Genomic DNA, 26,605 nt, shown 5'->3' with positions numbered 1-26,605 from the left:
TATAATTATTGGAGGTAGTGCTTGAACATGCAGTGATGTAGCTATGGAAGGTTTTTCGACTGTTTGGTACTCAATAATTATTTTATAAGGAGGAAGTTACATGAAGTCAGATTTGATGAAAAAATGTGCAAATGTAATGTTGAGCAGTTCGTTGGCGCTGTCTTTATCGTTACCGTTACTAGGTAATGCGTATGCAGATGGAAGTTTACAGGCGAGTGATAACTTTGAACAAGGCGAGGCTCAAGGCTGGAAAGTAGATTCGGGGAACTGGTCTGTTTTCAAGGGAGGGGATGGCTTCACATACCAGCAATCTGGTCGAAGTGAAGGCCGCTCTGTTAAAGGCGATGCTTCCTGGACGAACTATAGTGTGCAAGCAGATGTGTATATAGACGATTTTAACGGCTCCAACCGGGTGTATGTTGCAGGCAGATACACAGATGCCAAAAACTTCTACGCGGCTTCGTTGTACAACAAAAAGGGCGGGACTCTGGAAATTCGTAAAAAGGTAAACGGTTCTATGAAGACACTGGCTACCAACAAAAAGTACAAGCTGAATACCCATACGTGGTACAGAGTAAAGCTGGAGCTGTCCGGTTCGGAAATTAAGATGTACGTCAATGATAAACTGGAGTTGACTGCAAAAGACTCCAGCCTGACAGCGGGAGCTGTTGGCTTGGTCACCTCCAAGGCATCCGCCCAATTCGATAATGTGCTTGTATCCGGCGCTGCCTCTGGAGGGAATACAACCACACCGCCTACGAAACCGGAGCCAGGCAAAGATCAGCCAACTCCCGGCACGAATGACAACGTAACCTTAAAAAACAGCTATAATTTGACCGGTTTCTCGTATGGTAATACAGGCGGAGGCAACATTGCGGAAACTGATGCCAATTACAAAAAGGTTTACAACGCTGTAGATCTCCACGAAGCACTGAAAAAAGGCAGCAAAGTCAAGGTTATTGAGATTATGAACGATCTCGATCTCGGCTGGAATGAAATGCCAAGTGCTGCCAAGCTAAACCCTTTTAGTTCTCACAATGCTGTACAGACACATCCTGTTCTGAAGAAAACAGGCGTGAGCAAGATCTATATTCAAAACTTGAATGGAGTCACCATTTTCTCAGCAAAGGGCGCTAAAATCAAACATGCCGGCTTCGTCATTAAAAACAGCTCTAATTTGATTTTCCGTAACCTCGAATTTGACGAGCTTTGGGAGTGGGATGAAGCAACCAAAGGCAATTATGATAAAAATGATTGGGATTATGTAACAGTCGAAGGCCAAAGCTCCAAAGTATGGATTGACCATTGCACATTCAACAAAGCCTATGATGGTTTGGTAGATGTGAAAAAAGGCAGTAATGGAGTTACTATTTCCTGGTCTCTGTTCAAAGGCGACGACCGTAGCCCCAATAGCTGGGTAACCCAGCAAGTCAACGCCATGGAAGCAGACAAATCATCCTATCCTATGTATGCTTATCTGAGAAGCAGTGCCGTAGGATTGAGTAAAGAAGATATCATTGATATTGCAGCAGGTCAAAAGAAAGCGCATCTGGTTGGTGCCACAGAAAAGGCAGCCGACAATCCGAATCTGGAAGTGACACTGCATCATAATTACTACCTGGATATTCAGGACCGTATGCCACGTTTGCGTGGCGGTAATGCTCATGCCTATAACATCGTTATAGATGATGCCGGATTGGCCAGAGCCAAAAAAAGAATTACGTCCGATGTGGCCAAAGCAATTTCTGCTAAAGGATACCATTTTGACGTTGTAGGCAACGGTGCGATTTCAACTGAAAATGGCGCGGTACTGCTTGAAAAATCGTATTTAATTGATGTATTTTCCCCAATTCGCAATAATCAAAAAGATGCTAAAAAAGCCGACTTTACAGGTAAAATCAAAGCAGAGGACGTCATCTTCTCGGATAAAGGCTCCGTATTCAGAGGAGGCAGCGAAGAAGCGAACAGCCCGTTAGCTCCGTATCCTGCGAAGGCCATTGATTTCTCCTGGAATGGATTCACAAAATTGCCATACAGCTATACAGCCGAAAATCCTGAAAATCTGGTTGCTCAATTGCAGGGCAAAGATGGAGCAGGTGCAGGCAAGCTGAACTGGTCAAAAGAAAACTGGCTCAAAACAACATACAATGCATCCGCTTCGAAAAATGTACAAGCGGTGGAAGATTCAGAATAAGTATTTGAGGATTTTGCAAAATCCTGATTACGAAGAAGCAGCTAGGACAGATATGCTCTGTTCCTAGCTGCTTTTTCGTTAACCGTATTTAGGCTGCGTTCGGCATGTTTTTAACCGATAACAACAAACGAGGATACGCCAGCAGGTACCGATCTAACCCGGAATAACGTTCCATCGTCTCTAAAGGTACGCAGAGTAAAAGCCTGGTTCGTGGGTGTGCGGACTCTGCTGAACCGGGCAGTACCAAAACTGTCGAAGCCTGCAGCTTGCACAAAAGTTCCATCTAGACGCCGGAGTGTAGCAAAAAATCCGGTTGTGTTAAAAGGTACACCATTATTGTTAGCCCAGATGACCGTAAATCGAGTAAGGGTTTGCGTAGGACTCACATTGCGATATCTCGAAGCAGGAACCTTTCTGCCTGTGGATTTCAGCGTTTGTGGAGGACGAATGGCCACTATAAATCAACTCCTTTGTTGTGATGAGATATTAGATGCACACAAAGGAATTTTAGACAGTGCCATAAACTACTTTTTTTAAAATAGGTATCTATCAAATGGCACTCCATGTTCATTATAGTTCGACTTGGGACCTCCTCATGCCCAATCGCGCCGCAGCGTGAAGAGTTCTCTTAATGCATCTGTCGACAGCTCGGTAATCCAGCCCTCGGTGCTGGAAATGATTTGGTCGCTAAGCTGCTGTTTACTCTCCAGCATTTCGTCAATACGTTCCTCCAGCGTGCCCAGCGAGATGAATTTGTGCACCTGTACGTCCTTCGTTTGTCCCATCCGATAGGCGCGGTCTGTGGCCTGGTTTTCGACTGCCGGATTCCACCAGCGGTCGAAGTGGAAGACGTGGTTGGCCGCTGTCAGATTCAGTCCCACACCGCCAGCCTTGAGTGACAAAATAAATACAGACGGCTGCTCTTCAGGCGGCAGTGTGTGAGACTGGAATTGGTCAATCATCCGGTCGCGAGCGGTTTTGGACGTGCTGCCGTTCAGGTAGAGCACCGGCTCTTGCAGTTCCTGAGCGAGTACCTGCTGGAGCATCCGTCCCATACCAATATATTGCGTGAAAATAAGGCAGCGTTCACCTTCCGCCCGCAGTTCCTTAACCATGGACAGAATCCGCTCAAGCTTGGATGAACGGCTGGTAAGCGCTTCGAGCTCGGATGGACTATACCCGGAAGCAGCGACATTCAGAGCCGCTTCCCTGGTCAAAAGGACCGGGTGATCACAAAGCTGCTTTAGCTGGGTAAGAGCGGATAGAATGGCTCCTTTCCGCTCAATGCCCTCCAGCTTCTGCATCCGTTCCATCAGTTCTTTGACAATCTGGTCATAGAGCGCTCCCTGTTCGGAGGTGAGGTGAATATAGGTTTTCATCTCATTTTTATCAGGCAAATCAAGCTGTATAGCCGGGTCTTTTTTCTTGCGCCGCAGCATGAAGGGCTGAACCAGCTTTTGCAAATCCATCGTGCGCTGCTCGTTATGTTCTTTCTCAATGGCATTCATGAACCGATTGCTGAAAGCGCGTGAGCTACCCAAATAGCCGGGATTGATAAAATCATAAATAGACCACAGCTCGGACAGCCGATTCTCAATAGGTGTCCCGGTCAGTGCTATACGATGCCGTGCAGGGAAGCTGCGAACGGCGGTGGATTGCTTGGTTTGCGCATTTTTAATGTTTTGTGCTTCATCTAGGCAAATCGAGTCCCAGGTCATGCCTTGGAGCAGCTCTTGATCAAGGGTTGCCGTCGCAAAGGAAGTTAGTACAACATCGGCTTGCCGGGCCTCTTCGCAGAACAACTCTCCCTGCTCCCGCTTGCTTCCATAATGTAGCAGGACCTTTAATGAAGGAGCAAAGCGGCTAAGCTCCTTTTGCCAGTTGCCCAGCACCGAAGTAGGGCAAACCAGCAGGGAACTGGAGCGGACGCCCGTCTCCGCGGCAATCTCCTGTAAATGCAGCAAATAGGCGATAAACTGTACCGTTTTGCCAAGCCCCATGTCATCTGCCAGGCAGGCGCCCAGTCCAAAGCGGCGCAAAAAGGCAAGCCACGCGTAGCCATCCCGCTGATAGGTTCGCAGCTCGGCTTGCAGCCCGTCCGGCACGTCCAGTGCAGGCCACTCCGACTGCCGTCCAAGCTGGCTGATCAGCTTCAGCAGATGCGCATTCAGCTCGACTTCCAGTCGGAAGCGTGCCGCATCCTCCGCCTGCCCGCCCGAGGCGTCGTCTGCAGGCTCATCGGGATTGCCGAGCAGATGCAGCTGCAGGATGTCCTGAAAGGACAGACCCTGCGTGCTGTCGATTCCGGCCATCGCCCGGCGAATCTGCGCGAGCAGCGCGGGATCGAGCGCGATCCATTGGCCCCGGAAGCGCACCAGGCGCTCGTTGCGGGCCACCAGCTCGGCGAACTCGGACTCGCTCAGATCGGCATCGCCAATGGCCACACGCCAGTCGAACTGGACAATCGAGTCCAGTCCGAACAGCGAGCTGCCCTTCGCGCCCGGTCCCGCGCCTTCGCCCGCGCGGACCTTGGCCCGCAGCTTCGGCTTCTTGCGGGTGACTGCCTCCCACCAAGCCGGCAGCAGCACCTGCCAGCCGCCCTCCAGCAGGCGCTGGCTGTCGGTCGTCAAGAACTGCCACGCCGCTTCATCGGTGAGCGGGCGATTCAGCACGTCAGCGCGGCTTCCAGTGTGCAGCAGCCCGGCTGGCAAAATGGCGCTCAAGCGCTCCAGCCATCCGGCTGAGCGCTCCCGCACATGCGCCGCCCACGCATCGGGCCATAGGCCGGACGCGTATCCGTCATCGGCAAGCTGCACAGGCACCAGCCGCGTCGTGTCCTGCTTGTCCTGCAGCACAAGCTTGAGCTGCCAGGACGACTCGTCGTCCTCCGGCGCTGGCTCCAGCAGTTGCAGCAATGGACGAAATGGCGCCGTATCTGCTTTCCAGCCGATGGAAACAAGCCATGCCTGCGCATCCAGACCTGCAGCCGCCGAGCGCCTGGGGGCGAAGAGGATCGGATACTCTCTTCGCAAATCGGCATCTTCCGCTTCGGTGCCGTACCAGCGCTGGAACACAGCGGCCGAGAACGCCGCTGCGACTCCTTCGCGCTCATCCTTTTCCAGGCTATCCAGAAGCCGAGTAAGCTCTGTTAGATGGGCGCTCTCCGGCATTAATTCGGATGCAGAAGCCTCTGGTGCACCCAGTGCTCCCAGTGATTCCGGCGTTTCCGCATCCCAAATCCATTGCAGCTTTCCCGCCTGAAATGCGGTGAAGCTGGGCACGTAGGCTTTCGCGTCAATGCAATGGGCAAGTAGAGGGATGGAGCTCAGCCAAGGGGCATGGGCCTCGTCCCAGATCCATTCGATATGCTCCAGCAGTTCGCCCTCTGCAAGGAAAGGAATCACTTGCTCCGAGGGAAGGACGATAATATCAGTGCCCTGAACGTGCTGCACCTCCAACTCGGTACCATAAAACGAAGCTTCATGCCAAGCAAACAAACGCTGCTTTAGCATTTGGCCAGAAATGCTATAGTTCATGGAGGAATCGCCGTAGATCAGCGCGTCTCCATAGGCAGTCAATCGGATGTGTACCGTGATCGTTTCGGTATATTGGCTCATGATAACAATTTCCCTTTCCGCAATTCCTCCTGTAGCGCCCGAAGGCGGCTGTGACGGCTGGTGAAGTTGGTGAAAAACAGTTCCCAGCGCGGCTCTTGCTTCATTTTCTTGTATAGCTTGAACAGCCGTTTCAATAGCTTGACCGCCGCTTTATAGCCGGCTCTGTTTTTTTCCAGCACATATCGTTCTACCGCTTGATGGTAGAAGGGGAGCAGCAGCTCCGGTGCGTTCTTTTCAATGGGCTGCAAGGCGCTTACGCGAAAGCTCAATGGCTCGCTGCGTATACTCAGCTGATAATCGATCCATTGCCGCCATTTTTCATGAGCAAGTAGTGTTTCTTCATACATTCCCCCGGCAAAAGGAAGCATGCTGACCAGCGTATCCCACATGTCCGGTTCTGCTGCTGGAAGGTGTTGCAATACTAGGTTCCAATCATGTATATAGTCTTGCAAATGATCGTCCCGATGACTGTGAAGCAAGGGACCGATATGCCGTAGTCCATCCTTGAGACGCGTCCAGTCTTCGGCTTCACGTAGCGAGTGTAAAAATAAAAGCAGCTGATTCGAAGAGATTTTCAATGGAAAAGCCTGTTCTGCCTCTTGGAGCAGCGTCCAGGCCGCCACATCCTGTGACTGATAAATATGCATCCAGCTTTGGGCCAGCATCCAGGGAAGTCGGGCCAATGCTGTTCCCAGCTCCTCTTCTGCTGCCTGTAAATGCTGTAATTCCTCTGCATATATGCCGGGATTTGGTCGTTCGGGGCGCATCCAGCGCAGCCAAAACCGATAATACACGTCCGAAAAATAAGTACCATTACGCGATTCCGTCAGCATTTTTCGGCGCAAATAGGCCAAGGTCTCTGCCATGCGGGCTTCTTGCTTCGGTTCGCCGGATCGTGCAAGCGGGCTCTCGAAATCACGCTCGATCGCTTCTTTTAGCTCATCTGCGGCAATTTGCGTGTAATACCCCATGTAGGAATGAGTGGGGTAGCCCGGCATCGGGGACTGAGGCACCAGCTTTTCCAGCACACGCAGATGTGCGTGCAGTCCATATAACTGTTGCATGCCGGGTGAGAGCGGCGGCTTCACAGCATAGATCGAGGCTAGGGCGCTTTGGACAAATTGGGAATTTTGAGTATTCACAGGGTTGAGGCCGATGCACTGATCGAACAGATCATGCCATTCTGAAATGGGGATGTCCGGTATCTGGCTGGCTGTTTTACTGAGTGCGTTCCTGGTTGCTTCCTTGCGATCCATTGACAGGCTTGACCGGGCAGGAGATGGGGGGCGTGTGTCGGCTTTTGCAGCTAACCGAGTAAAGCCCGCTGAATGAGCGTTCACCAACGCGTGTACGGGACGTTCCTGCTCGTTCGCGTATTTCAGCAGTACTGCGATCATATGTTTGCAGTTGGTATGAACCGGACACGTACATCTGCTGGCAGCAAAAGCGTTCAAGTGAAGATCTACCTCGTAGAGCTCACTTCCATCCACAACAGCCGCGATATGATCAGCATCAGGCATTGCGAATTCTTTTACCTTGCCTTGCTTAAAATATTGGAAGCCTCGTTTGATCGTTACATCATTAAAATGGTCAGCGACGTTTTGAATAAGCTGCTGCCATTGTATATCATCCATAAGATAGGTTGGTTTCATATGCATTGTCTCCTAAGAGAGAATAGTCTTTTTGGTGTTAGCTTAAGAAGTCAGCTTAGAATGGTAGCTTAACTCTTCTATTATATCAGTTCGTACACGTAAATTGAGATGGAGGGAGCGATTTTGTCCATGTCATTTGCACTCACGCTGGGCAATCGGTTGAAGGGAATTGTGGCGATGAACGGCTATGTGCCTGATTTTGTGAAGACGGATGTGGGAATCTCGTATTGAGGGCAGTACGTATGTATAGTAATATATTTACAGAGGGTGTAGTAAGCACTCCAGAAAGGAGAACCTAAGACGATGGGGACCGCGATTGTACTTTTACTCACGGCACTGGTTAATCTCGCAGCTGCTTGGATGAATTTTCAAACAGCCAAGAAAAATAACCGCCGGGTAAAGTAAAAAGCCCCTTACGCGGCAACGTAAGAAGGCTTGAATCATCAGCAAGGTTGGGGAGCAATCCCCTTCCTGCACCCTATCATCTTATGCTTATCTTACCCTCTTCATTCTCCGTTGTAAATTATATTTTACAAATTCGAGTAACTACAAAGGAGGCATCAGTATGCAAACTGTTACCCTTATCATCGCTGTGGTCGGTCTGGTTATATCACTGGCTGCTCTATCACAAGCAATTAAGAATAGGAGGTGATCGCTTTGGCAAGGAATGCGCTATCCTTTAGATTTCCGGAAGAGTTCGCTACGATGCTGCGTACCTGGTCATTTGTTACCGAAAAAGATCAAAGAACTATTTTGCAAGAAGCCTTCACAGAATATGCGAATAATCACCCGGATACCAAAGAGAAGGTTCTTCAAGTCATAAAAACGTTAAAATGACCTGTCACAAGACTTTGCCACAGAGGCATTTCTTGAATAATAGATATTAATACTTTTGAAGGCTCTCTATTAGAGGGCCTTATTTTTTTGAGGAGGTTGGATCATCCAGCCGAAAGTTGTGGGCTTTTTGCGATATAAAGTACTCCGAGATGGTATACTAATGTCGAATAACATATTTCTGGAGGTGTTTAAAATGCGATGGGAAGAAGTTAAAGAGCGGTTTCCCAATGAATGGGTCGTACTTGAGGCAACCAAAGCCTACTCCAAGGATGGTCAAAGTTCGATTGAAGAAATGACCGTAATTGATACCTTTGATGATTCGACTGCTGCTTTTAAGCGCTATAATGAGCTGCACAGAATAGATCCTCAGCGTGAGTATTGTTTTTTTCATACCTCTCGTGCCAAGGTTATAGTAAAAGAACGCTATGTTGGGGTAAGGGGACCAAGACCGAAAATGGCAAAGTAAATAAGGCTTTATTTACGTATAATAGGCAAATTAAAAAACTGGTGGAACGGGTCCACCAGCCAGCCAATTCATTCATTTTATAAGGAACCTCTCTTTGTAAACTCGCGAAAATGCTCCTCCAACATGCCCAAAGAAAGCTCGGCGGTGGAGGCCACCACGACATCCGCCCCCTGCATTTGCGAAGGTGTTCCTACACCCACCGCGAACATCCCGGCGCTCTTAATCGCCTGAATTCCCGCTTGCGCGTCCTCTATACCGATACAGTCTGCAGGCTGAACGCCCAGATTGGCCGCTCCGGTCAGGAAAATTTCCGGGTCCGGCTTACCGTGCCGAATGGCGGTGACATCCACAACACTGTCAAAATAGCGCGTCAGCTCCAGCTGTTCCAGAATAAACGCTGCATTTTTGCTGGCAGAGGCCAGCGCTATGCCGATCCCCCCATCGTGAAGCTCCGTCAGAAGCGAGGCGATGCCTGGCAGTACATCCGAGGGCGTTACAGCCGAGATGAGCCGTTGATACTCGGTGTTTTTTTGTGCGGCCAGCTCACGCTTGTCTTCGTCTGTATACGCCTCGGACAGGTTGCCGCGCGTCAGTATTTTGTCGAGCGATTCTGTACGGCTGATCCCTTTTAGCTGCTCATTAAATTCCCGATCAAAAGGAATACCCAGCGCCGCCGCCAAGCTTCCCCATGCTTGAAAATGATATTCAGCGGTATCTGTAATGACTCCATCCAGGTCAAAAATCACGGCCTTCATTTGGTTTCCCCCTGTCTGCATGGATTATGAAACACTGCTTGCCATTAACGGTTGCCCATTGGTGATGTGTGTCGGCTGTCCGTACAGCTCCAGCGTCAGGGGTTCTCCGTCCAACAGTGTAATGACGACTTCATTTTCCTGTACGAGAATGCTTAGCAAGCGACCGCGATAATTGATTTTAAACGTATATTTGCTCCAGCCCTGTGGCAGGAAAGGGGAAAAGCTCAGCGTTTCACGGTATGTTCTCATGCCGGCAAAGCCCTGCACAATCGCCAGCCAGCTTCCTGTCATGGACGTGATGTGAAGCCCGTCTTCGGTATCGTTATTATAGTTATCCAGGTCCAGGCGAGCCGTCCGTTTATACATCTCGACTGCTTTTTCCTCCATTTTGAGCTCGGCGGCGAGCACGGCGTGAATGGACGGGGACAGACTGGATTCATGGACGGTCATCGGCTCGTAAAATGCAAAATTGCGCGCTTTTTCCTCCAGTGTGAACTGGTCGCCGAAGAAGTACAGTCCTTGTAGTACATCTGCCTGCTTAATGAAGCAGGAACGCAGGATTTTATCCCATGACCATTTCTGATTGAGTGGCAGGTTGCTGGGATCAAGGGACGATACAGGCCGCAAATCCTTATCCAAAAAGGTGTCGTGTTGTACGAAGATTCCCCGCTCCTCATCATAGGGATAATACATGCGGTTGATGATATCCTGCCAGTGCCCAAGCTCATCTTCAGCAACAGCCAGCTGCTGCAGCTTCTCTGCCGAAATCTGAGGCAAGACGGATAGCGTATACTTTAAAACCCATGCAGCCAGCGTATTGGTATACCAGTTGTTATTGACGTTATTTTCATATTCGTTTGGCCCGGTAACCCCGTGGATCATATACTGTTGATGGCGTTTGGAGAAATGGACCCGATCGGCCCAGAAGCGGCTAATTTCAACCAGAACATCGATGCCGTACTGCTGAAGATAGGACGAGTCGCCCGTATAGTTGGTGTAATTGTAAATGGCATAGGCAATGGCCCCGTTACGATGAATTTCCTCGAAGGTAATTTCCCACTCGTTATGGCATTCCACACCCGTAAAGGTGACCATGGGATACAATGCCCCGCGAAGCCCTTGCTGAGCCGCGTTATGCTTGGCGCCATCCAGTTGATGATAGCGGTACAGCAGCAGATTTCGTGTCACACCTGGGTCAGCTAGCGCCAGGTACATAGGTACGGCGTATGCTTCCGTGTCCCAATAGGTGGCACCGCCATATTTTTCACCCGTAAAGCCCTTGGGTCCGATATTCAGGCGTGAATCCTCACCATAGTACGTAGAGAATAGCTGGAAAATGTTGAAGCGTATTCCCTGCTGTGCTTCCGCATCTCCCTCGATTTCAACATCTGCTTTATCCCAACGTCTATCCCAGGCTGCGATATGCTCTTGCTTGAGTGCTGCGTAGCCTTTGTTCACAGCCTCCACGACGATGCGTTCAGCCTGAGGGATCAGTGCATCCTTTTCCATATCACGCGAGGTGGTAACGGCCACAATCTTTTGCAACTGGATGCTGTCACCGGGAGCGACGCTATATTGATAGTGCCGTGCAGCATACAAAGAGCTCTCCTCCGTTGTCTGCTGTTCCTGTCCCTCAGTCACTATGCCCATGGTAGCGTTTACGGTAAAGCGCGGAACACCAAAGGGATTATCTATCGTCGTCGCGGACAGGCTGATGAATGGCTCTTGAACCTCGCGCGCCTCCTCCAGCCAGAAAACCTCATCATAGTTGGTGTCCTCATTTTTCGTATTGCCATTCAGATAGGGGACAAGCTCAATCTTGAGCGGCTGTTCACTTATGTTCGTTGCCTGGTAATCAATCAGGCATAGCTCACGAGTGGTAATGCTTAGAAAACGCTCTGTAGTGATACGAACCTGACCGTTCACGGTGCAGGCCCGTCGCAGGATACCCTGCTCCATGTCCAGCTCCTGTACAAAATCACTGACATGCGCAGTAAATAAATCTACCTCCTGCTGGTTCACGATCAGACCGATACCGATGAAGTTCATCGCATTGATGACTTTGCCAAAATATTCAGGGTAGCCATTTTTCCACCATCCGACCTTGGTCTTGTCGGGGAACCAGACACCGGAGATGTAAGTCCCCTGATGATGATCACCTGAATAGGCTTCTTCAAAATTCCCACGCATCCCCATATAGCCGTTGCCTATGGACGTGATGCTTTCCTGTAATCGCATGTGTGTGGTATGTAGTGTGCGGGTTGTCAGCTTCCAGTTATCTACGTCGAATAATCGGTTATACACCATGATTGCGTACCCCTCTCGGAAAATGAGATCGTTGTTGTAACGAAACCAATATATGAGCGAGTTCAGTATATAGTGCAACCGTTTGCCCTGTCAACGCAAAAAAACTGATTTTATGGATGTCCATAAAATCAGTTTGGGCTCATTCCTCGGGGGATGGCAGTGCTCGGCAGGATTTGCGTTCTACGATTCGGTGGGGAACGATGATGTGTTTGGTCAATTCCTTGGGGTCTTCGATTTTCTCGATCAGGTTTTTGGCAGCCTGATAACCAAGCGTGAAGATGTCGATATCCACTGAAGTAAGCGAGGGATTCATCAGCTCGGCCAGCATCAAATTATTAAAGCTCACCATGGATAGCTGCTCCGGCATGGATGCACCAAGCTGAGAAAGCATTTTCTGGACTGCCATGGCGACAAGGTCGTCGCTAACGATCATGGCGGTCGGCGGCGGGGAAACCTGTAATAACGTCCGCATATCCTCCAGATCAAACGGCTCCCTGACTACATATTCGTCCGGTAGAGGCAAGCCGGCCTCTCTTAGTGCATCCTGATAGCCTCGGTGTCTTTCGATATTCACGATGCGTTCATGATCTCCGCCCACATAAGCGATGTGCTGATGATTCAGCCCGGTCAAATAAGTGACCACATCTTTGGCGGCCTGGTAATTATCGTTGTCTACATGCGTGGTTTCACTGACAAATTGCTGAGGCTTGCCGATGACGGTATAAGGTATTTTTTCTTTGTGAAGATACTCCACAACGCTATCTTCTTGCTTGGAGTACAGGACAATGTAGCCGTCGACGCGCCCTGTCCGCGTCATCAGCTTTACGCGGGACAGCAATTCATCGCTTGTTTTTCCTGTGACAATCGACAGTGTATAGTTGTGCTCATTGACCCATTCGCTGATCCCGCGAAGGCTCTCCGGAAAGAACGGATTTTGAAAGATCGCCACATCCGATTCAGGCATGATAATGCCAATCGATTGTGTGACACGGTTGGCCAGGCTTTGGGCTGAATAATTGGGCTCATAGCCAAGCGCCTTCATCTCTTTGCGGACACGTGCCTTGGTGGCCTCACTGATTTTTGGGCTGTCTTGAATGACACGGGATACGGTGGAAGTAGCAACATTGGCACGCTTTGCGACATCTTTGATGGTTACTGCCATCGTCTTCGTCTCCTTTTGCTATCTCAAGCAGGAAATATTATGTTCTATCATACGATATTGCTCGAAAATCAACAAATTCGCGGCTTTTTCCGAGTGTCATATCGTTCATTAGCGAAGATACTTACGAATTAGGGTATTGCCAATAGAAAGCGATATCATTATAATAATCGTGCAACCGATTGCATTGTATTTATAGGGTACGAACAACGCTGTACATACTATAAGGGATGGAGATTGAAGGAGCATGAAAAAACTTCTATCATTTGATTTTTGGCAAAAGCTTGGGAAAGCACTGCTTGTAGTTGTCGCTGTCATGCCAGCAGCCGGGATTATGATTTCGCTCGGTAAAGTCGTAGCAATGTTGGCTGGCGATATCCATTTCTGGTTGACCGTCGGCGGTGTCATGGAGAATTTAGGTTGGGGCGTTATCAATAATTTACACATTCTGTTTGCTGTGGCGATTGGCGGCTCCTGGGCGAAGGAACGGGCAGGCGGGGCTTTTGCTGCCTTGATTGCTTTTATCCTCATCAATGTTTCAACAGGGACGATTTTGGGCGTGTCCTCGAAGATGCTGACCCAGGAGGGAGCAACCACCCAAACTCTCTTTGGTGCAACTATTCCGGTCAGCGGCTATTTCACCTCTATTTTGGGTGCGCCTGCACTGAATATGGGGGTGTTTGTCGGCATCATTTCCGGATTCGTCGGGGCAGTGGTCTATAACAAATACTACAATTACCGCAAGCTGCCGGACGCTTTGGCCTTTTTTAACGGCAAACGCTTCGTTCCGTTTGTTGTCATCTTGTGGTCTGTTATTGTCAGTGTAATCATGTCTGCCTTTTGGCCGTTTATTCAGGGAGGGATTAACCAGTTCGGCGTTTGGCTGGCGACCTCGGGAGAGTCGGCTCCTTTTGTAGCTCCATTTGTCTATGGTACACTGGAAAGACTGTTAATCCCCTTTGGACTTCATCATATGCTGACCGTTCCCATTAACTATACTCAACTTGGCGGCGTTTATACGACACTCACGGGTTCCGGGGCGGGAAGCGTTGTTGCCGGGCAAGACCCTCTATGGCTGGCTTGGGCGAGTGACCTGAGTGTGCTTCACGGCACCGATCCGGCAGCCTATAATCAATTACTGGAAGGCGTGACGCCTGCCCGCTTCAAGGTAGGACAGATGATCGGCGGAGCGGGAATTCTCATGGGACTGGCGGTGGCAATGTATCGCCGTGTCGACAAAGATAAGCGTGGCAAGTACAAGTCGATGATTTTCTCAGCCGCCGCCGCCGTCTTTTTGACCGGGGTGACAGAGCCGCTGGAATTCATGTTTATGTTTGTGGCGCCTTTGCTGTATGTGGTTTATGCTATTCTTACCGGAATTGCGTTCGGAATGGCCGATATTATACATCTGCGTTTACATTCGTTTGGTATGATTGAATTGCTGACCCGATTGCCGTTGTCTATCAAAGCAGGTTTGGTGCAGGACATTATCAACTTCGTGCTGACTTGTATTGTGTTTGCGGTAGCAACCTACTTTATCGCTTATTTCATGATCGGTAAATTCCAAATGGCTACGCCGGGACGATTGGGGAACTATACGGATGAGGAGCCTCAGGAGGCTTCCGAGGCGGGAAGCACAGCGACAGATGGTGTGGCGGCTGCTTCCACGCAGAATCAACTGGCTGCTGATATTATCAAGACTCTTGGGGGAGAGCAGAACATTGTCGAAGTGGATGCCTGCATGACCCGTCTGCGTGTGACGGTGAAAGATACGGATGCCGTCGGAGACGAAAAGACGTGGAAAGCGCTGGGGGCGCTGGGCTTGATCAAAGTAGACAATGGGGTTCAGGCGGTTTACGGACCGAAGGCCGATGTGCTTAAATCAGATATACAAGACATACTCAACAGGTGATTCGTTTTGAAATTGTTAACCTTAAATGCACATGCTTGGATGGAAGAAAATCAGCTCGAAAAGCTAAAGCAGCTGGCTGCTTTTATTGATGAACAGCAATTTGATGTGATTGCTTTGCAGGAAGTGAATCAGTCCATGGAAGAAGCGCCTTTGTCACCGGACGATTTGGGCTTCTACTATAGTGCTGATCCTGAAGTAGTCATTAAGCGTGATAACTATGCTTATGTGCTGAATGGGTTATTGTCCGATGCCTATCATTGGACGTGGGCGCCCGCACATGTTGGTTTTGTCAAATACGACGAGGGTTTGGCGATTTTGTCCAGAACACCGATTACAGATACGGTGAACGAATATGTTTCCTCGCTTCGCGATTATGACAACTACCGCTCGCGTAAAATTGTGGGGATTCAGACTGTGGTGGATGGAGTGCAGTCCTGGTTTGTCAGTGGACACTATAACTGGTGGAATGACGAGGAATCCTTCCGTGGACTCTGGGATCGTACTACGAAAATATTGAACCCTTTGGCGCCCGCTCCTGTTTTCATGATGGGGGATTTCAATAATGCTGCCGAAGTGCGCGGAGAAGGGTATGACTATGTGCTGCAATCCGGTTGGTCGGATACTTATTCGAACGCAGTCGTTCGTGATAAAGGGCACACCGTCATCAAAGCCATTGCGGGCTGGGAAAGCAACGCGGAGCCGCTGCGGATTGACTATGTTTTCTCCAATAAGGCGCTACAGGTTCGATCTTCAACTGTTGTGCTGAACGGGAAGACGGGGGCGGTTGTATCCGATCATTTCGGGGTTGCCGTCGAAGTGGTGCTGTGAATCATAGGGAAAAGGCCACCTGCGCTTATGTCAGGGGCCTTTCGCCTATTATTAGTTGTTTATTAGCCGTTTACACCATGATGAGCGGGGCTAATCGTTGCTGTTGATGAAGGCGAGAAGGGAATTACAATATTAAGAAATGTTATCAACATGAATGTAGTTACTAATGTTTTCCTCATTTAAAAGCACTCCTCGTAAAATATTTTGATACTTCAATTGCTGTTCGCTTGTTGCATATGATCGAATGGCATCGAACATGGAAATAATCGTAATAATTTCTTTATGTAAATTAATTGTAACTGCAATTCTCATAAATTCAAGAATGTAATCTATAGCACCACCATATCGCAAATGATTCAGATTATATATGGCAAGTTGATTTAATAATTTTGTATAATACACGCGATTTCCAATGTCTTCAAGACTGGCAAATGTTTCAAACTGTTGAGTATGCTCATAAATTAAATCATCTACATTCCATTCATTCAGATTTGCAGCTTCAAGGATATTAATTAGTCCGGGAAGCGTTTCTTCATCGTTATCCTTAATAAACTCTTTGTACTCAGTTAATTTCTCTTTATTACCTGATAACAAATCTATTGCATAGAGATTAGCTTTGGCGAAAATTTCAAAATGTTCAACTTCCTCCATATCCTCTTTTGTAGGCTCTTTATACCACCCTAAATCAGCATATTTGGCTACATACTCCCTTGCCTGTTCGAAAAGACCCTGTCTCTGGAAGACTATTGATTTAGCCAAATAGCTATAGCCAAAATAAAATACAAGCGGACGCTTTAATCGCTGATTAAGCGAAACAATATCGCCCCATTTCTGTCTGCTTTTATACATGCGATCAGCAGTGATGTGTATATAATTAGCTATTCGATTCGCCTCATCCCAATCACTCTGTCTGTAGCATAATCGAAACAACTCAAACGCCTTATCTAAAGAATGGTTATTCTCCGACAAAAGATAAATTTCCTCATTTGTATGAATTTGTTGTTCCACTACTAACGCCTCCATAAGATAGATTCACTACACTTTGACGGAGTTTCTAGTTGATATGATATAAAAATGTTCTCCTTTTTGTTGGGAATATACTATATAAGCTGAACTCGAAAATTGAACATAAAAATGGAGTGGACGGAATGATGCTGTACAAGCGTAGCGGTCGCTTTTGTCCACGGATTTCTACCCTTATCATGGCTTTATTCCAGAAATCCGGGGGCGGTGGCGATGGGAAGTACCATCCGACTTCGTAGTGGCACGACAGGTAACTTTTAAGTTCGGCTTATATAATTGTTAGTGATCGGATAGCCTCTACGCAAAGCTATTTTGACTATAGAGCTATCTAAATTAAATAACTATGCTCCACTTGAATATATTTACAGTATATCTCAGGAGCCTTATAAGGACAATAATAAAATATTTTGAATCTTTTAATGGCTCCAATATATCTTTCCTTTTGTCTAGACTTCTAAATAAGAGGGGTAGATAATTAAAATGATGCAAACCATTGCTGAACGAATAGGTATTATTGTAAGAGAATTGAGGAAAAGCCAAGGCTTAACGCAACAAGAACTGGCAGACGAGATTGGAACGTCTTTCTCCTATGTTGGTCGGGTTGAGCGTGGCGAAAGCAACGTGACAATCGAAACCATTACAAAGATAACAAATGCTCTCAATATTGAATTCTTTGATTTTATGAGCCTAGGAAAGAAGCAAGAAAATGAGGTCATATTAGCGATAAACGCTTTACTCCTAAAACAAGACGAACAGAGCCATAAAAAGGCCCTGAATATTTTAAAAGAAGTATTTGATGAAAAATAGAATGTCTATAATTAAGTTCTAAATGGCAAAATCTATCCTCAATGTAGTGGCCTGTTTTTTAGGATTTCGACTTTAATCGAATGAAGTATTGGATAACAATCGCAATAAACACCAAAATCATATTGTAATAAAAGGGGGTGTTTATGTTAAAACGTTCAAGGAGTGCGCCCGCGACGAGCGGAGAAACAATGGCCCCCAATTCAGAGAAAGAGGCAACATTGCCGATAAACAGGCTCCTATGCTCCTCGGGAATGACGTCTCCTAGCTGTGAGTAAAATGAATCCAGATAACTGGCTCCGCCAATGCCTCCTATGAACATCCCCAAGTATACAATCCACTGCTCCGTAAACCAAAGAAATAAAACGATTTCCACCATGATGAATAACAGACCCGCCATACAGAGGATTAAGCGATCTTTGAGTATATCAGATATTTGGCCAATCAGGGGCGCCGATACAAAGGTCGATATGCCGATGATTGTAAAAGCCAGGCTGATTTCTGCTGGACTCCAGTGTAGCCTGGAGGTTGCATATATGGAGAAGTACGTTAAAAATATAGCGAATGCACTCATTTCAAGGAAATGAACGGTGGAATAGAGCAGTAACTGTTTCGTTAGTATGGTTTTTCTTTTGGATTTCTGAGGGAGCGAATGCTGTTGCTGAGGTTGTGCGGAAGAATTGAAGAAAGCCATTCTTGAAACAGCTACGAAGGATATACAAGAAAAAAAAGCGACGAAATAAAACGGAACTGCTAAAGAAAAATAAGAAACGATCACTCCGCTCATAAGAGGACCCAAAATCATACCCGCACCTTCACTGCTGCTGATATATCCATTGAGTGTTCCTCTATTTTCCATGGTGCTCATGTGGTTGATCGTGACTCTTACAAAGACAGTTAACCCTATAGCCACCAAGCCTTGAAGAAGTCTAAGGATGGATAAAATGATAAAGTTTTCTGCAACCGGGAACAGAAGCATACAAACGATTTCAGCGATGAGCAAGCTCAACCCCAGGCGTTTTGCGCCGATCCTTTCATAAATCCGTCCTGCCAGACCTCCACCCACAAATCTTCCCACATAAAACAGAGAAAATAAAATACTCATACGGAATGCGGATATCCCGAATTGTTCTACATAAATAGCAAAGAGTGGAAGGATCATACTCCCACTCATGTTAGCAATAAGGCTGATAACGATCATGCAGGCGATATTACGATTTAAATATAAGTGTCTTTTCATATTCTCGAAACCTCTCTTTGATTTTGCATCATGGGAACCGTTTTACGGATTGCTCCTGATAACGCATGAATGGCTTCAAATCGAGCTAGGATGAATATGAAATAAGCAGGGCACAGGGAGAACGGATTCCCACTTAAGATACGCGGGTGTATTCCCCACTGTGCCTAAATCCCAATGCTATTATGGAGGGAAGCAGTTGGTTGGGTGTATAATTGGTGTAGCCGTTATGCGGGAAAACCGCCTTCTGGTGGCGGCCAAGCCCCATAAATACGGCGCAGCAGGACGATTTCGCCCAAATGGTAGGAGTTGTGAGAAGCGATATTCCGCAGCAGTCCCGCTTTCGTTTCACCGGGGAAATGAGCCAGTGCATCATCCAGCTGTGCGGTTTCGGCAATCTCTACTGCCCGGTCTACGCCTTGTAAAAATTGCTGAATGGCAGCCTGCCATGCCTCTTCGCTTTGCGGTCCGGTTTCTTCAGGCCAGCTTTCCATGACATTGCCCGGAAGCTGGGGCTTCCGTCCTTCCAAATGCTCCAGCATAAATTGCTGCCAGTAGATCATGTGCTTTAATAGCTGATAAATGCTGTAAGGCATTTCTGCATTTTTCTTTCCTGCCAGTTCGACATCGATGTCCGGCAGTGCCCGGGCCACTCGAATATGTCCACGTTCACCGACCAGCGACTTAACCAGTGCTTGACCGAATAATTGGTTTGCATCTGACATGTATCATCATCCCTTCTATATAGAGCTTGTATCTGGTTTGCTCTCATTTAACGATTATACAATTTAATTTTCAAAAATGGAAATGATAACGTGATGTAGAGAGAGGATGGAAATGAGGATTAAAAAGTAGTTGATAATTATTCTCAATTACATTAAAATAAAAAATGTTTCAGAGGAAACAAAGTGTCATAGACATATATGATTTTATATGGATGCGAAATGTTAATAGGGGAGCTTTTCGTATTCTTATATTGTTTCTTGGGAAACAATTAGGTGGTGGCTATATAGATTTTAGACACACGAGCGTGCAGCATGGATTACGAAGTGATTAATTGTTTCGTGTGAAACAAACATGGGCTATAATGAAAGGAGGAGGATGTCAAAGGAGTGACCATCTGTTTGTATGGAAAAAGCCACGTCAATTCAGCATATCTATGATTTGCTAATTAAAATGAATCACCAGTTGGAGCAGCATCAACAGAGAGAGAGCATGTCTATTCTTGCAGAAATCCATGAGCATTTTGACGGGATTGCTGCGCTTAATATCACTGATGTCCACGTGATTGATTGCATCGGGAGACATGAGCCGATTAATGTTACGACATTAGCGGAGCGGATTGAGCTTAGCAAAGGTACGGTTTCGAAAGTCAGTACCAAGCTGCTCAAGGAAGGCTGGATTCGCAGAACCCAGCTTAACGACAATAAAAAAGAAATTTATTTCCGCCTGACCCCATTGGGAAAAAAGCTCTTTCTTGTGCATGAACGGCTGCATGCTAAGGTGCAGCGTCAGTTATTTGAATATTTAAGTCGTTACAGTTCGGAGGAATTGGATGTCTTGAAACGTTTGCTGTCCGACGGCATTGGTTTTATGGAAGCTGTGGAGCGGCAGGACAAGCGTCTGGAATCAAAGGACATGTAATAGGAACGAATTGCACCTGTTTAATCCTATGTGATAGACACATGTGGGGGATACAGGTGCTTTTCTTTTAGTGTCAGGATTTTTGCAAAATCCTCAGTGTAACAGTCTTTTTGCTTCCGTATAGAGCACTTGCACAAACTTTTTTGTATTAATTCGCGCCTGGGATAGAGAAGGCTCTACATTATTTTGCAGTTCCAGCATTTTTTTGCGAATTTCCGTAAAATCAAAAAATTTGGACGCATAATTTTCGAATTTTGGATGGGTATAATCGGTCAATCCGAGCGATACAATATGGCTTAGCGTCTGGAAAATAGCGCGGCGTACACGCTGCTCCGATGCCTTGATTTCCTTGCTTAGCTCTGTTGCAGAGGCCGAGGGTCCCAATCGTTTCAACGCTACATTAGCGAATATATCCTTTAGCGGCGGGAGCAGATGAGGTGATAGATTGCCTGTTTCCTCCTCATACTGATCCAGATATTCCAGCATGTCCAGCAGATCCATACTTCCCGCCTCACCGATCATTCCCATTTCGGAAAGCAGAAACTGTCCGGAGGTCATAATATTTCGGGTTGGTTCCAGCGTTGCTGATGGGCCATTTGAGGTGAACATCGACAATCCTTGCAGTGTGCGCTGGATATCTGTAATCGACTGCTGCATCCGCAAACGTTCGGCCACCTTATGAATAACTGCAATAATCTCCAGCCGGTTCAAGGGCTTGGCAACATAGTATTCAATACCGAGCGAATAGGCCTCGCCGATCATGTTTTTGGATTCAACCCGAGAGATCATAATGATTTTTCCACTGAATTGATCACCGAGCGCGCGCACCGTCTGAATGCCGTCACGAAGCGGCATTAGCAGGTCAATCAATAATACATCAATCCGGTTCAGCTCCAGCAGACCGCTATTTACATAGGAGCCGTCCTCTGATTCCCCGACGACCTCTCCCAGACCTTCGTCTTCAATAATGTCTGCCAACATAGAACGAATCCCTTGATCGTCATCCACAATATAAAAACGCATCGGACTATCTTCCTTTCTCCGTCAGTTTCCGTAAAGGCAATAGGACTCTAAAAGTAGTCTGTACCCTACCTGTATTCTCTTCTTCATCCTGTTGTAGTTCAATCGTCCCTTCAAGACTCTCCGCGACCTCTCGCACATAAAACAATCCCATGCCGGTCGAAGGCTGTCCTTTCTCATCATACTTGGTCGTGTACCCTGGTGTGAAGACCATTTTCCGTTTGCGCTGAGGAATACCTGGGCCATTGTCGGTGACACTAAAGGATACTACATCCTCTTTATCCAGCAGAAAGTGAATGGAAACGTCAATCCTCCCGCTGTCTTTCATCGCCTCAACTGAATTGGATGTCAGGTTATTAATTAGTGTCAGAACTGTATAAACATGCAGCTTGGGCAACAAAGGATCGAAATTCAGCGTGAAACGGATGAACTTGTTCAGCGATTGGGCATATTTGCTGTTGGTACGGACGATCAGCTCGCCAAGCTCTTGCGAAGTCATATAATGCACTTCACTTTCGGAATCAATGAGTTTGGACAATCCGGCAAAAATCCGCTGACTGTCTTTTTTAATCTCATGGACTTGTCCGGAAATACGAAGTGCCTGTCTGGCATAATGATCCCTATCTTTTAGAGATTCATCCTGCTGTAGCTCACGGTACAGTTCGTAGCTTTCACGGGTGATTTGCTCTGCGTGCGACAGGGTTTTGCCAAGCTGGACTGATTCCTCATACAGGTCTGATACCAGGAGTAAAATCCGCTCAGTCTGCTGTCTTTGTGCCTCTTCATGCTGGACGGACTGATTCAGGCGAATCATATTATAGAACCCAAGCACGAAGAAGCTGCGAATCATGGCGATGAGAACCACCTTGCTGAATTTGACAATGTCCCAGAAATCGCCGTCAATGCTTCGCCGCACGCTAAGTTCCGCCACGCTTGCGGCAACCTCTATCCCCACAGAGAGGATGCCCACGCGGAGCGCGTGGTATGGCTCTCTATTAATACCCATAATCTGGAAGATGAGACCGTAGACCAAGTAATAAAAAAAGGTAGGCCCATGCAATGTCATCAACTCTTCAAAGGAAGACCCGGGATAGAGGTAATGATTAAGCAAGATGCGAAAGGCGACTACAGCTATTCCTGTAAGCACTCCCGATAATGCAGGCGGAATATGACGAATGGATAACAAAAAGAAAAAAAATACAGGCGTACCGAAGCTGAGACGAAATGTATTCGCAAACGGGTGAATATTCAACTCACCTGCCAATGGTACAAATATAAGCATCAGCAGGAAAAGGAGTGTATTTATTTTCATTCATATTCACCTCCGTGTGTTTGTTTCAGAAAGGCAATGTAAGATAAATTCACAGGCGCTTCGTTAAAGTTTGTGAATTTATAGAAAAAAATAAATAAATGTGTAGATAATTGTCGGTTTTTATAGTTCAGATTGTAGTATAAATAACATCATTTGAATATTAAGAACAGCATAATGCAAAAATATACAGCCAGGGGGGTACAAAGTGAAAAAGATAAATTTGACGATGCAAATCTTTATTGGACTGGCTTTAGGTATTTTTGTTGGCGCTTTATTTTACGGCAATCCAGGGGTGGAAGTCTACTTAAAGCCAATCGGCGATATTTTCATCCGTCTGATCAAAATGATTGTCGTGCCCATTGTAATTTCAACGCTCATTATCGGCGTAGCCGGCGTTGGGGATATGAAAAAGCTGGGCAAGCTCGGCGGTAAGTCTATTCTGTACTTTGAGATTGTGACAACCATTGCCATCCTTTTCGGATTGCTCGTTGCGAATCTGGTTCGTCCTGGAGAAGGCGTGGACATGTCCCACCTGGCCAAGAGTGATATCCATAAATACGTGGAGACGGCGGAAACTACAAGCCACAACTTCATGGATACAATTGTTCATATTGTTCCTACTAATATTGTTCAAGCGCTGGGTGATGGAGATATGCTGGCCATTATCTTCTTCTCCGTCTTTTTTGGACTGGGAATCGCGGCGATTGGCAACAAGGGCAAGCCTGTGCTGAATTTCTTCGACGGCGTAGCTGACGCCATGTTCTGGGTAACCAATCAGGTGATGCGCTTGGCTCCGTTCGGTGTATTTGCACTGATCGGAACGACAGTAGCCAAGTTTGGGTTGGCCTCATTGTGGCCGTTATTGAAGCTTGTTCTATCTGTATACGGTTCCATGCTGCTATTTATTGTGATTGTTTTTGGAATTATCGCCAAGTTCTGCGGTACTAGCCTCTGGACGATGGTTAAAATCTTGAGGAGTGAGCTGCTGCTTGCCTATTCGACCGCCAGCTCGGAAAGTGTCCTGCCCAAGATCATGGAGAAGATGGAGAGGTTCGGATGTCCAAAAGGGATTACTTCCTTCGTGATTCCGATCGGATATTCCTTTAATCTGGACGGCTCTACCTTGTATCAGGCGCTGGCTGCAGTCTTTATCGCCCAGATGTATGGTATTCACCTGCCGATCACTACACAGATCACGCTGGTGCTGGTGCTGATTATTTCTTCCAAAGGTATTGCAGGTGTGCCGGGTGCATCCTTTGTCGTTTTGCTCGCCACATTGGGATCAGTGAATCTTCCGCTTGAAGGCTTGGCCTTTATCGCCGGTATTGACCGGATTCTTGATATGGCGCGTACGGTAGTCAATGTATTAGGCAACTCGCTTGCAGCTGTGGTCATGTCCAAATGGGAAGGCGAGTATGATAAGAAAAAAGGTGAGGAATACGCCGCTTCCTTAAATAACAGCCAATGAGCTGAATGATTAACGATAAAGAACACCCTTGCGAAGAATGCAAGGGTGTTCTTTTTTGTTGCCTCTTTTGTAAATTTTATGATTTTTTCGACATATTTCGATGTTTTATGTATGAATATTTAGGCATAGGGGATTGAAAAATGATTCTTTTTACCTAATTGAATTAAAGTTTAATTTATAACGATTCTTAATTAAATTCCGATATTAAACTATACCGTTATATATATTGGCTTAGAAGGGAAGAACATATATGTTTCTCAAGAAAAATGAGACCCACTCACTTGCTCCTTTAGTAGAAGGAAGCCGTAAACTATTGCAAAGAATACAGCGGAAGGATTATTCTGCCGCAATACAAGTTGCCTCAGCATCTTCTGAGGTTCAAGAAATCGCAAAGAATGTCAACCAAGCGCTTGAGTTCATCAAAAATGATGCCAGGCACATCGATATCCGTCTGAAGCTTGTTACCAAGGCCATAGAAGTCGGCTTATGGGATATGGAAGTCATTGCGGGTGATCCTGTCAATCCAAGTAATACATTCACATGGACAGATGAATTCCGTACTATGCTGGGGTATCAGGATGAAACGGATTTCCCCAATGTATTGGACAGCTGGGCATCCCGATTGCACCCTGAGGATCATGAATGGGTAGTGGCAGCTTTGTCAGATCATTTGCTGGATCATTCGGGTAAGACTCCATACGACATTCAATATCGCTTGAAGCTGAAGCATGGAGAATATCGCTGGTTCCGGGCTACAGGAACGACGATTCGCGATCAGCAGGGAGTGCCGCTTCGTATTGCGGGCGCTTTGCTGGATGTACATGACCAGAAGATCAAGTCTGAGGAATTAGAAGCATTAGTTACCAGATATGACCTTGTTAACCGTGTATTAATTGAAGCTCCATACGACATCATCCTGGTTGACGGAGATGTGGAGAATCCAAAAAGTGAATTTTGGTGGTCACCGCAATTTCGTAAAACGCTGGGTTTTAGTGACGAGAAAGACTTTCCGAGTGCGCTTAGCAGCTGGAGTTCACGCTTGCATCCGGATGACGTTGAAATAGCGTTGAAAGCATTGAACGACCATTTGAATGATTATTCAGACCGTACTCCCTATGAAGTAACCTGCCGCTTGCAGAATAAGAATGGTGAATACCGCTGGTATTATAATAGTGGGGGAAGCATACGTGACAGTAAGGGAGTGCCAATTCGCATGGCAGGTACTATCCGTGATGTAACGTTGGAAAAACAAAAGCAGTCCGTTGCGGACGAACTCACGCTCAAAATACAACATCTCTCTGATTCCATTGCGGAAATGGTGAACGGCGTCAATTCAGTCAGCAACCAGGCGCAGGAGCTGGCTACGGCTCAAGAGCAATCGACAGAGGCAGCGAATCAAGCCAAAGTTAGCGCAGAAGAGACGCAGAACATCTCCAATTTCATTAAAGAGATTGCCAATCAAACGAATCTGCTTGGTCTAAACGCTGCAATTGAGGCTTCGCGTGCGGGTGATCAGGGACGCGGCTTTGCCGTGGTTGCAGATGAAGTGAGAAAGCTTGCCATTCACAGTGCTGACGCGACCGGAAATATCGAGTCCAGTTTGGACGAAATGAAGACGCTCATCGAGCAGATTTTGCATAACATCGGCAACATGTCTACACTGACACAGACACAGGCCGCGCTAACGCAGCAGGTGAATGCAGCTACGGACGAGATTAACAGCATGTCCAAAGCATTGCTTGATTTTGCGAGAACGATGTAAGTTTTTGTGCAGGAATAAGGCCGGGCTTTAAGCTCGGTCTCTTTACTGTTTTTGGAAGATCCATTATACTTTTTGAGGATAGATCTGAAAGCTGCCTCCTAATAAACCTGTGTGGAAAAGAGGAATATACTTGAACCTGATCAGTTCAATATTGGTTGGAATTGTGGCTCTGGAGCACGTGTATATTTTAATATTGGAAATGTTTTTATGGACGACTCCGCAGGCGATGCGTACGTTCGGCACCTCGAAGGAACTGGCGGAAGCAACCAAATCTCTGGCGGCAAATCAGGGATTGTATAACGGCTTTTTGGCAGCTGGATTGGTGTGGGGCTTGTGCTACCCGGACACAGTGATTGGCTGGCAAATTCAGCTGTTCTTTGTCATTTGCGTGGTGATGGCTGCGGTATATGGTGCATTGACGTCCAATAAGTCTATTTTATTGAAACAAGGATTACCCGCTATTCTGGCATTAATCAGTTTGCTAGTCTTCTAAATGACACCCTCAACGGGTGTTTTTTTGCTGAATTCGATCACATAATGTCTGAACTGCTAATGACAAGGGTATTATGCAGTTTTTAATTGATTGTAAATCCGATTATTCCGATATA

The 26,605-nt window shown here is 46.9% G+C and carries 21 protein-coding genes; 10 read left to right on the top strand and 11 right to left on the bottom strand.

What is annotated here, in order from left to right; genetic code table 11:
* The first annotated feature begins 100 nt into the window (after positions 1–100).
* Positions 101–2,194 carry a pectate lyase family protein gene (locus KQI_RS0119705; RefSeq protein ID WP_010348601.1) on the top strand — a complete coding sequence of 698 codons (2,094 nt, stop codon included), beginning with the start codon at positions 101–103 and terminating at the stop codon, positions 2,192–2,194.
* Positions 2,195–2,304: 110 nt separating this feature from the next.
* Here KQI_RS0119705 and KQI_RS0119700 read toward each other — a convergent pair whose 3' ends face one another.
* From KQI_RS0119700 to KQI_RS0119690, 3 genes are all read right to left on the bottom strand, one after another.
* The gene (locus tag KQI_RS0119700) at positions 2,305–2,649 is read right to left on the bottom strand and encodes a hypothetical protein (RefSeq protein WP_010348600.1); all 345 of its coding nucleotides are present in this window, start codon (positions 2,647–2,649) and stop codon (positions 2,305–2,307) included.
* A gap of 138 nt (positions 2,650–2,787) precedes the next feature.
* Positions 2,788–5,811, bottom strand: coding sequence for a DEAD/DEAH box helicase (locus KQI_RS0119695; protein ID WP_010348599.1), 3,024 nt, complete (start codon positions 5,809–5,811; stop codon positions 2,788–2,790).
* A complete protein-coding gene (locus tag KQI_RS0119690; RefSeq protein ID WP_010348598.1) occupies positions 5,808–7,463 on the bottom strand; it encodes an SWIM zinc finger family protein in 1,656 nt (551 codons plus the stop codon). Before KQI_RS0119690 ends, KQI_RS0119695 begins: the two co-directional genes overlap by 4 nt.
* A 657-nt stretch (positions 7,464–8,120) precedes the next feature.
* Between KQI_RS0119690 and KQI_RS0119670 the strand changes: the two genes are divergently transcribed.
* Entirely contained in the window at positions 8,121–8,300 is a 180-nt protein-coding gene (locus KQI_RS0119670) for a hypothetical protein (RefSeq protein WP_029390253.1), read from the top strand.
* Between the two features lie 193 nt (positions 8,301–8,493).
* Complete coding sequence (locus KQI_RS0119665) at positions 8,494–8,766, top strand: hypothetical protein (protein ID WP_010348596.1); 273 nt, start codon at positions 8,494–8,496, stop codon at positions 8,764–8,766.
* 77 nt (positions 8,767–8,843) lie between these two features.
* Here the strand turns inward: KQI_RS0119665 and pgmB are convergent, their stop codons facing one another.
* The 3 genes from pgmB to KQI_RS0119650 all read right to left on the bottom strand — a co-directional run bounded on the left by pgmB (position 8,844) and on the right by KQI_RS0119650 (position 12,990).
* On the bottom strand, positions 8,844–9,521 hold the full coding sequence (gene pgmB, locus KQI_RS0119660) for a beta-phosphoglucomutase (protein ID WP_010348595.1): 678 nt from the start codon (positions 9,519–9,521) through the stop codon (positions 8,844–8,846).
* Positions 9,522–9,545: 24 nt separating this feature from the next.
* Complete coding sequence (locus KQI_RS0119655; protein ID WP_010348594.1) at positions 9,546–11,828, bottom strand: glycoside hydrolase family 65 protein; 2,283 nt, start codon at positions 11,826–11,828, stop codon at positions 9,546–9,548.
* A 139-nt stretch (positions 11,829–11,967) separates the two neighbouring features.
* A complete protein-coding gene (locus KQI_RS0119650) occupies positions 11,968–12,990 on the bottom strand; it encodes a LacI family DNA-binding transcriptional regulator (protein ID WP_010348593.1) in 1,023 nt (340 codons plus the stop codon).
* Positions 12,991–13,234: 244 nt separating this feature from the next.
* Here KQI_RS0119650 and KQI_RS0119645 point away from each other — a divergent pair, with 244 nt between their 5' ends.
* Entirely contained in the window at positions 13,235–14,899 is a 1,665-nt protein-coding gene (locus tag KQI_RS0119645; protein ID WP_010348592.1) for a PTS transporter subunit IIBC, read from the top strand.
* Positions 14,900–14,905: 6 nt separating this feature from the next.
* Positions 14,906–15,727, top strand: a complete 822-nt coding sequence (locus KQI_RS0119640) for an endonuclease/exonuclease/phosphatase family protein (RefSeq protein ID WP_010348591.1) — start codon at positions 14,906–14,908, stop codon at positions 15,725–15,727.
* A 132-nt stretch (positions 15,728–15,859) separates the two neighbouring features.
* On the opposite strand, the gene KQI_RS0119635 is transcribed toward KQI_RS0119640, so the two are convergent.
* A complete protein-coding gene (locus KQI_RS0119635) occupies positions 15,860–16,735 on the bottom strand; it encodes a hypothetical protein (protein WP_010348590.1) in 876 nt (291 codons plus the stop codon).
* 495 nt (positions 16,736–17,230) lie between these two features.
* Between KQI_RS0119635 and KQI_RS0119630 the strand changes: the two genes are divergently transcribed.
* Positions 17,231–17,557, top strand: a complete 327-nt coding sequence (locus tag KQI_RS0119630; RefSeq protein ID WP_010348589.1) for a helix-turn-helix domain-containing protein — start codon at positions 17,231–17,233, stop codon at positions 17,555–17,557.
* A gap of 58 nt (positions 17,558–17,615) precedes the next feature.
* On the opposite strand, the gene KQI_RS0119625 is transcribed toward KQI_RS0119630, so the two are convergent.
* Together KQI_RS0119625 and KQI_RS0119620 are read right to left on the bottom strand one after the other, a co-directional pair.
* Entirely contained in the window at positions 17,616–18,794 is a 1,179-nt protein-coding gene (locus tag KQI_RS0119625) for an MFS transporter (protein ID WP_010348588.1), read from the bottom strand.
* Positions 18,795–19,018: 224 nt separating this feature from the next.
* On the bottom strand, positions 19,019–19,516 hold the full coding sequence (locus KQI_RS0119620) for a DinB family protein (protein ID WP_010348587.1): 498 nt from the start codon (positions 19,514–19,516) through the stop codon (positions 19,019–19,021).
* 403 nt (positions 19,517–19,919) lie between these two features.
* Between KQI_RS0119620 and KQI_RS0119615 the strand changes: the two genes are divergently transcribed.
* Positions 19,920–20,435 carry a MarR family transcriptional regulator gene (locus tag KQI_RS0119615; RefSeq protein WP_010348586.1) on the top strand — a complete coding sequence of 172 codons (516 nt, stop codon included), beginning with the start codon at positions 19,920–19,922 and terminating at the stop codon, positions 20,433–20,435.
* 93 nt (positions 20,436–20,528) lie between these two features.
* On the opposite strand, the gene KQI_RS0119610 is transcribed toward KQI_RS0119615, so the two are convergent.
* Complete coding sequence (locus tag KQI_RS0119610; RefSeq protein ID WP_010348585.1) at positions 20,529–21,458, bottom strand: response regulator; 930 nt, start codon at positions 21,456–21,458, stop codon at positions 20,529–20,531.
* 4 nt (positions 21,459–21,462) lie between these two features.
* Positions 21,463–22,767, bottom strand: a complete 1,305-nt coding sequence (locus KQI_RS0119605) for an ATP-binding protein (RefSeq protein WP_010348584.1) — start codon at positions 22,765–22,767, stop codon at positions 21,463–21,465.
* A gap of 205 nt (positions 22,768–22,972) precedes the next feature.
* Between KQI_RS0119605 and KQI_RS0119600 the strand changes: the two genes are divergently transcribed.
* From KQI_RS0119600 to KQI_RS0119590, 3 genes are all read left to right on the top strand, one after another.
* Positions 22,973–24,235, top strand: a complete 1,263-nt coding sequence (locus KQI_RS0119600) for a cation:dicarboxylate symporter family transporter (RefSeq protein WP_010348583.1) — start codon at positions 22,973–22,975, stop codon at positions 24,233–24,235.
* Between the two features lie 250 nt (positions 24,236–24,485).
* Positions 24,486–25,997, top strand: a complete 1,512-nt coding sequence (locus KQI_RS0119595; protein WP_010348582.1) for a methyl-accepting chemotaxis protein — start codon at positions 24,486–24,488, stop codon at positions 25,995–25,997.
* 130 nt (positions 25,998–26,127) lie between these two features.
* Positions 26,128–26,490, top strand: coding sequence for a DUF1304 domain-containing protein (locus tag KQI_RS0119590; protein WP_010348581.1), 363 nt, complete (start codon positions 26,128–26,130; stop codon positions 26,488–26,490).
* Positions 26,491–26,605 lie beyond the last annotated feature (115 nt).

This window comes from Paenibacillus peoriae KCTC 3763 (genome assembly GCF_000236805.1).
GTDB classification, from domain to species: Bacteria; Bacillota; Bacilli; order Paenibacillales; family Paenibacillaceae; genus Paenibacillus; species Paenibacillus peoriae.
The sequence above is the reverse complement of the archived record's forward strand: the minus strand, read 5'-3'. Positions and strand labels throughout refer to the sequence as shown.

Bases quoted from the DNA above. Each gene is read 5' to 3' on its own strand.
- KQI_RS0119630 (WP_010348589.1), top strand. From the start codon at position 17,231: ATGATGCAAACCATTGCTGAACGAATAGGTATTATTGTAAGAGAATTG.
- KQI_RS0119620 (WP_010348587.1), bottom strand. From the start codon at position 19,516: ATGTCAGATGCAAACCAATTATTCGGTCAAGCACTGGTTAAGTCGCTG.
- KQI_RS0119705 (WP_010348601.1), top strand. From the start codon at position 101: ATGAAGTCAGATTTGATGAAAAAATGTGCAAATGTAATGTTGAGCAGT.
- KQI_RS0119610 (WP_010348585.1), bottom strand. From the start codon at position 21,458: ATGCGTTTTTATATTGTGGATGACGATCAAGGGATTCGTTCTATGTTG.
- KQI_RS0119615 (WP_010348586.1), top strand. From the start codon at position 19,920: ATGGAAAAAGCCACGTCAATTCAGCATATCTATGATTTGCTAATTAAA.
- pgmB (WP_010348595.1), bottom strand. From the start codon at position 9,521: ATGAAGGCCGTGATTTTTGACCTGGATGGAGTCATTACAGATACCGCT.
- KQI_RS0119595 (WP_010348582.1), top strand. From the start codon at position 24,486: ATGTTTCTCAAGAAAAATGAGACCCACTCACTTGCTCCTTTAGTAGAA.
- KQI_RS0119690 (WP_010348598.1), bottom strand. From the start codon at position 7,463: ATGAAACCAACCTATCTTATGGATGATATACAATGGCAGCAGCTTATT.
- KQI_RS0119625 (WP_010348588.1), bottom strand. From the start codon at position 18,794: ATGAAAAGACACTTATATTTAAATCGTAATATCGCCTGCATGATCGTT.
- KQI_RS0119665 (WP_010348596.1), top strand. From the start codon at position 8,494: ATGCGATGGGAAGAAGTTAAAGAGCGGTTTCCCAATGAATGGGTCGTA.
- KQI_RS0119695 (WP_010348599.1), bottom strand. From the start codon at position 5,811: ATGAGCCAATATACCGAAACGATCACGGTACACATCCGATTGACTGCC.
- KQI_RS0119645 (WP_010348592.1), top strand. From the start codon at position 13,235: ATGAAAAAACTTCTATCATTTGATTTTTGGCAAAAGCTTGGGAAAGCA.
- KQI_RS0119655 (WP_010348594.1), bottom strand. From the start codon at position 11,828: ATGGTGTATAACCGATTATTCGACGTAGATAACTGGAAGCTGACAACC.
- KQI_RS0119650 (WP_010348593.1), bottom strand. From the start codon at position 12,990: ATGGCAGTAACCATCAAAGATGTCGCAAAGCGTGCCAATGTTGCTACT.
- KQI_RS0119605 (WP_010348584.1), bottom strand. From the start codon at position 22,767: ATGAAAATAAATACACTCCTTTTCCTGCTGATGCTTATATTTGTACCA.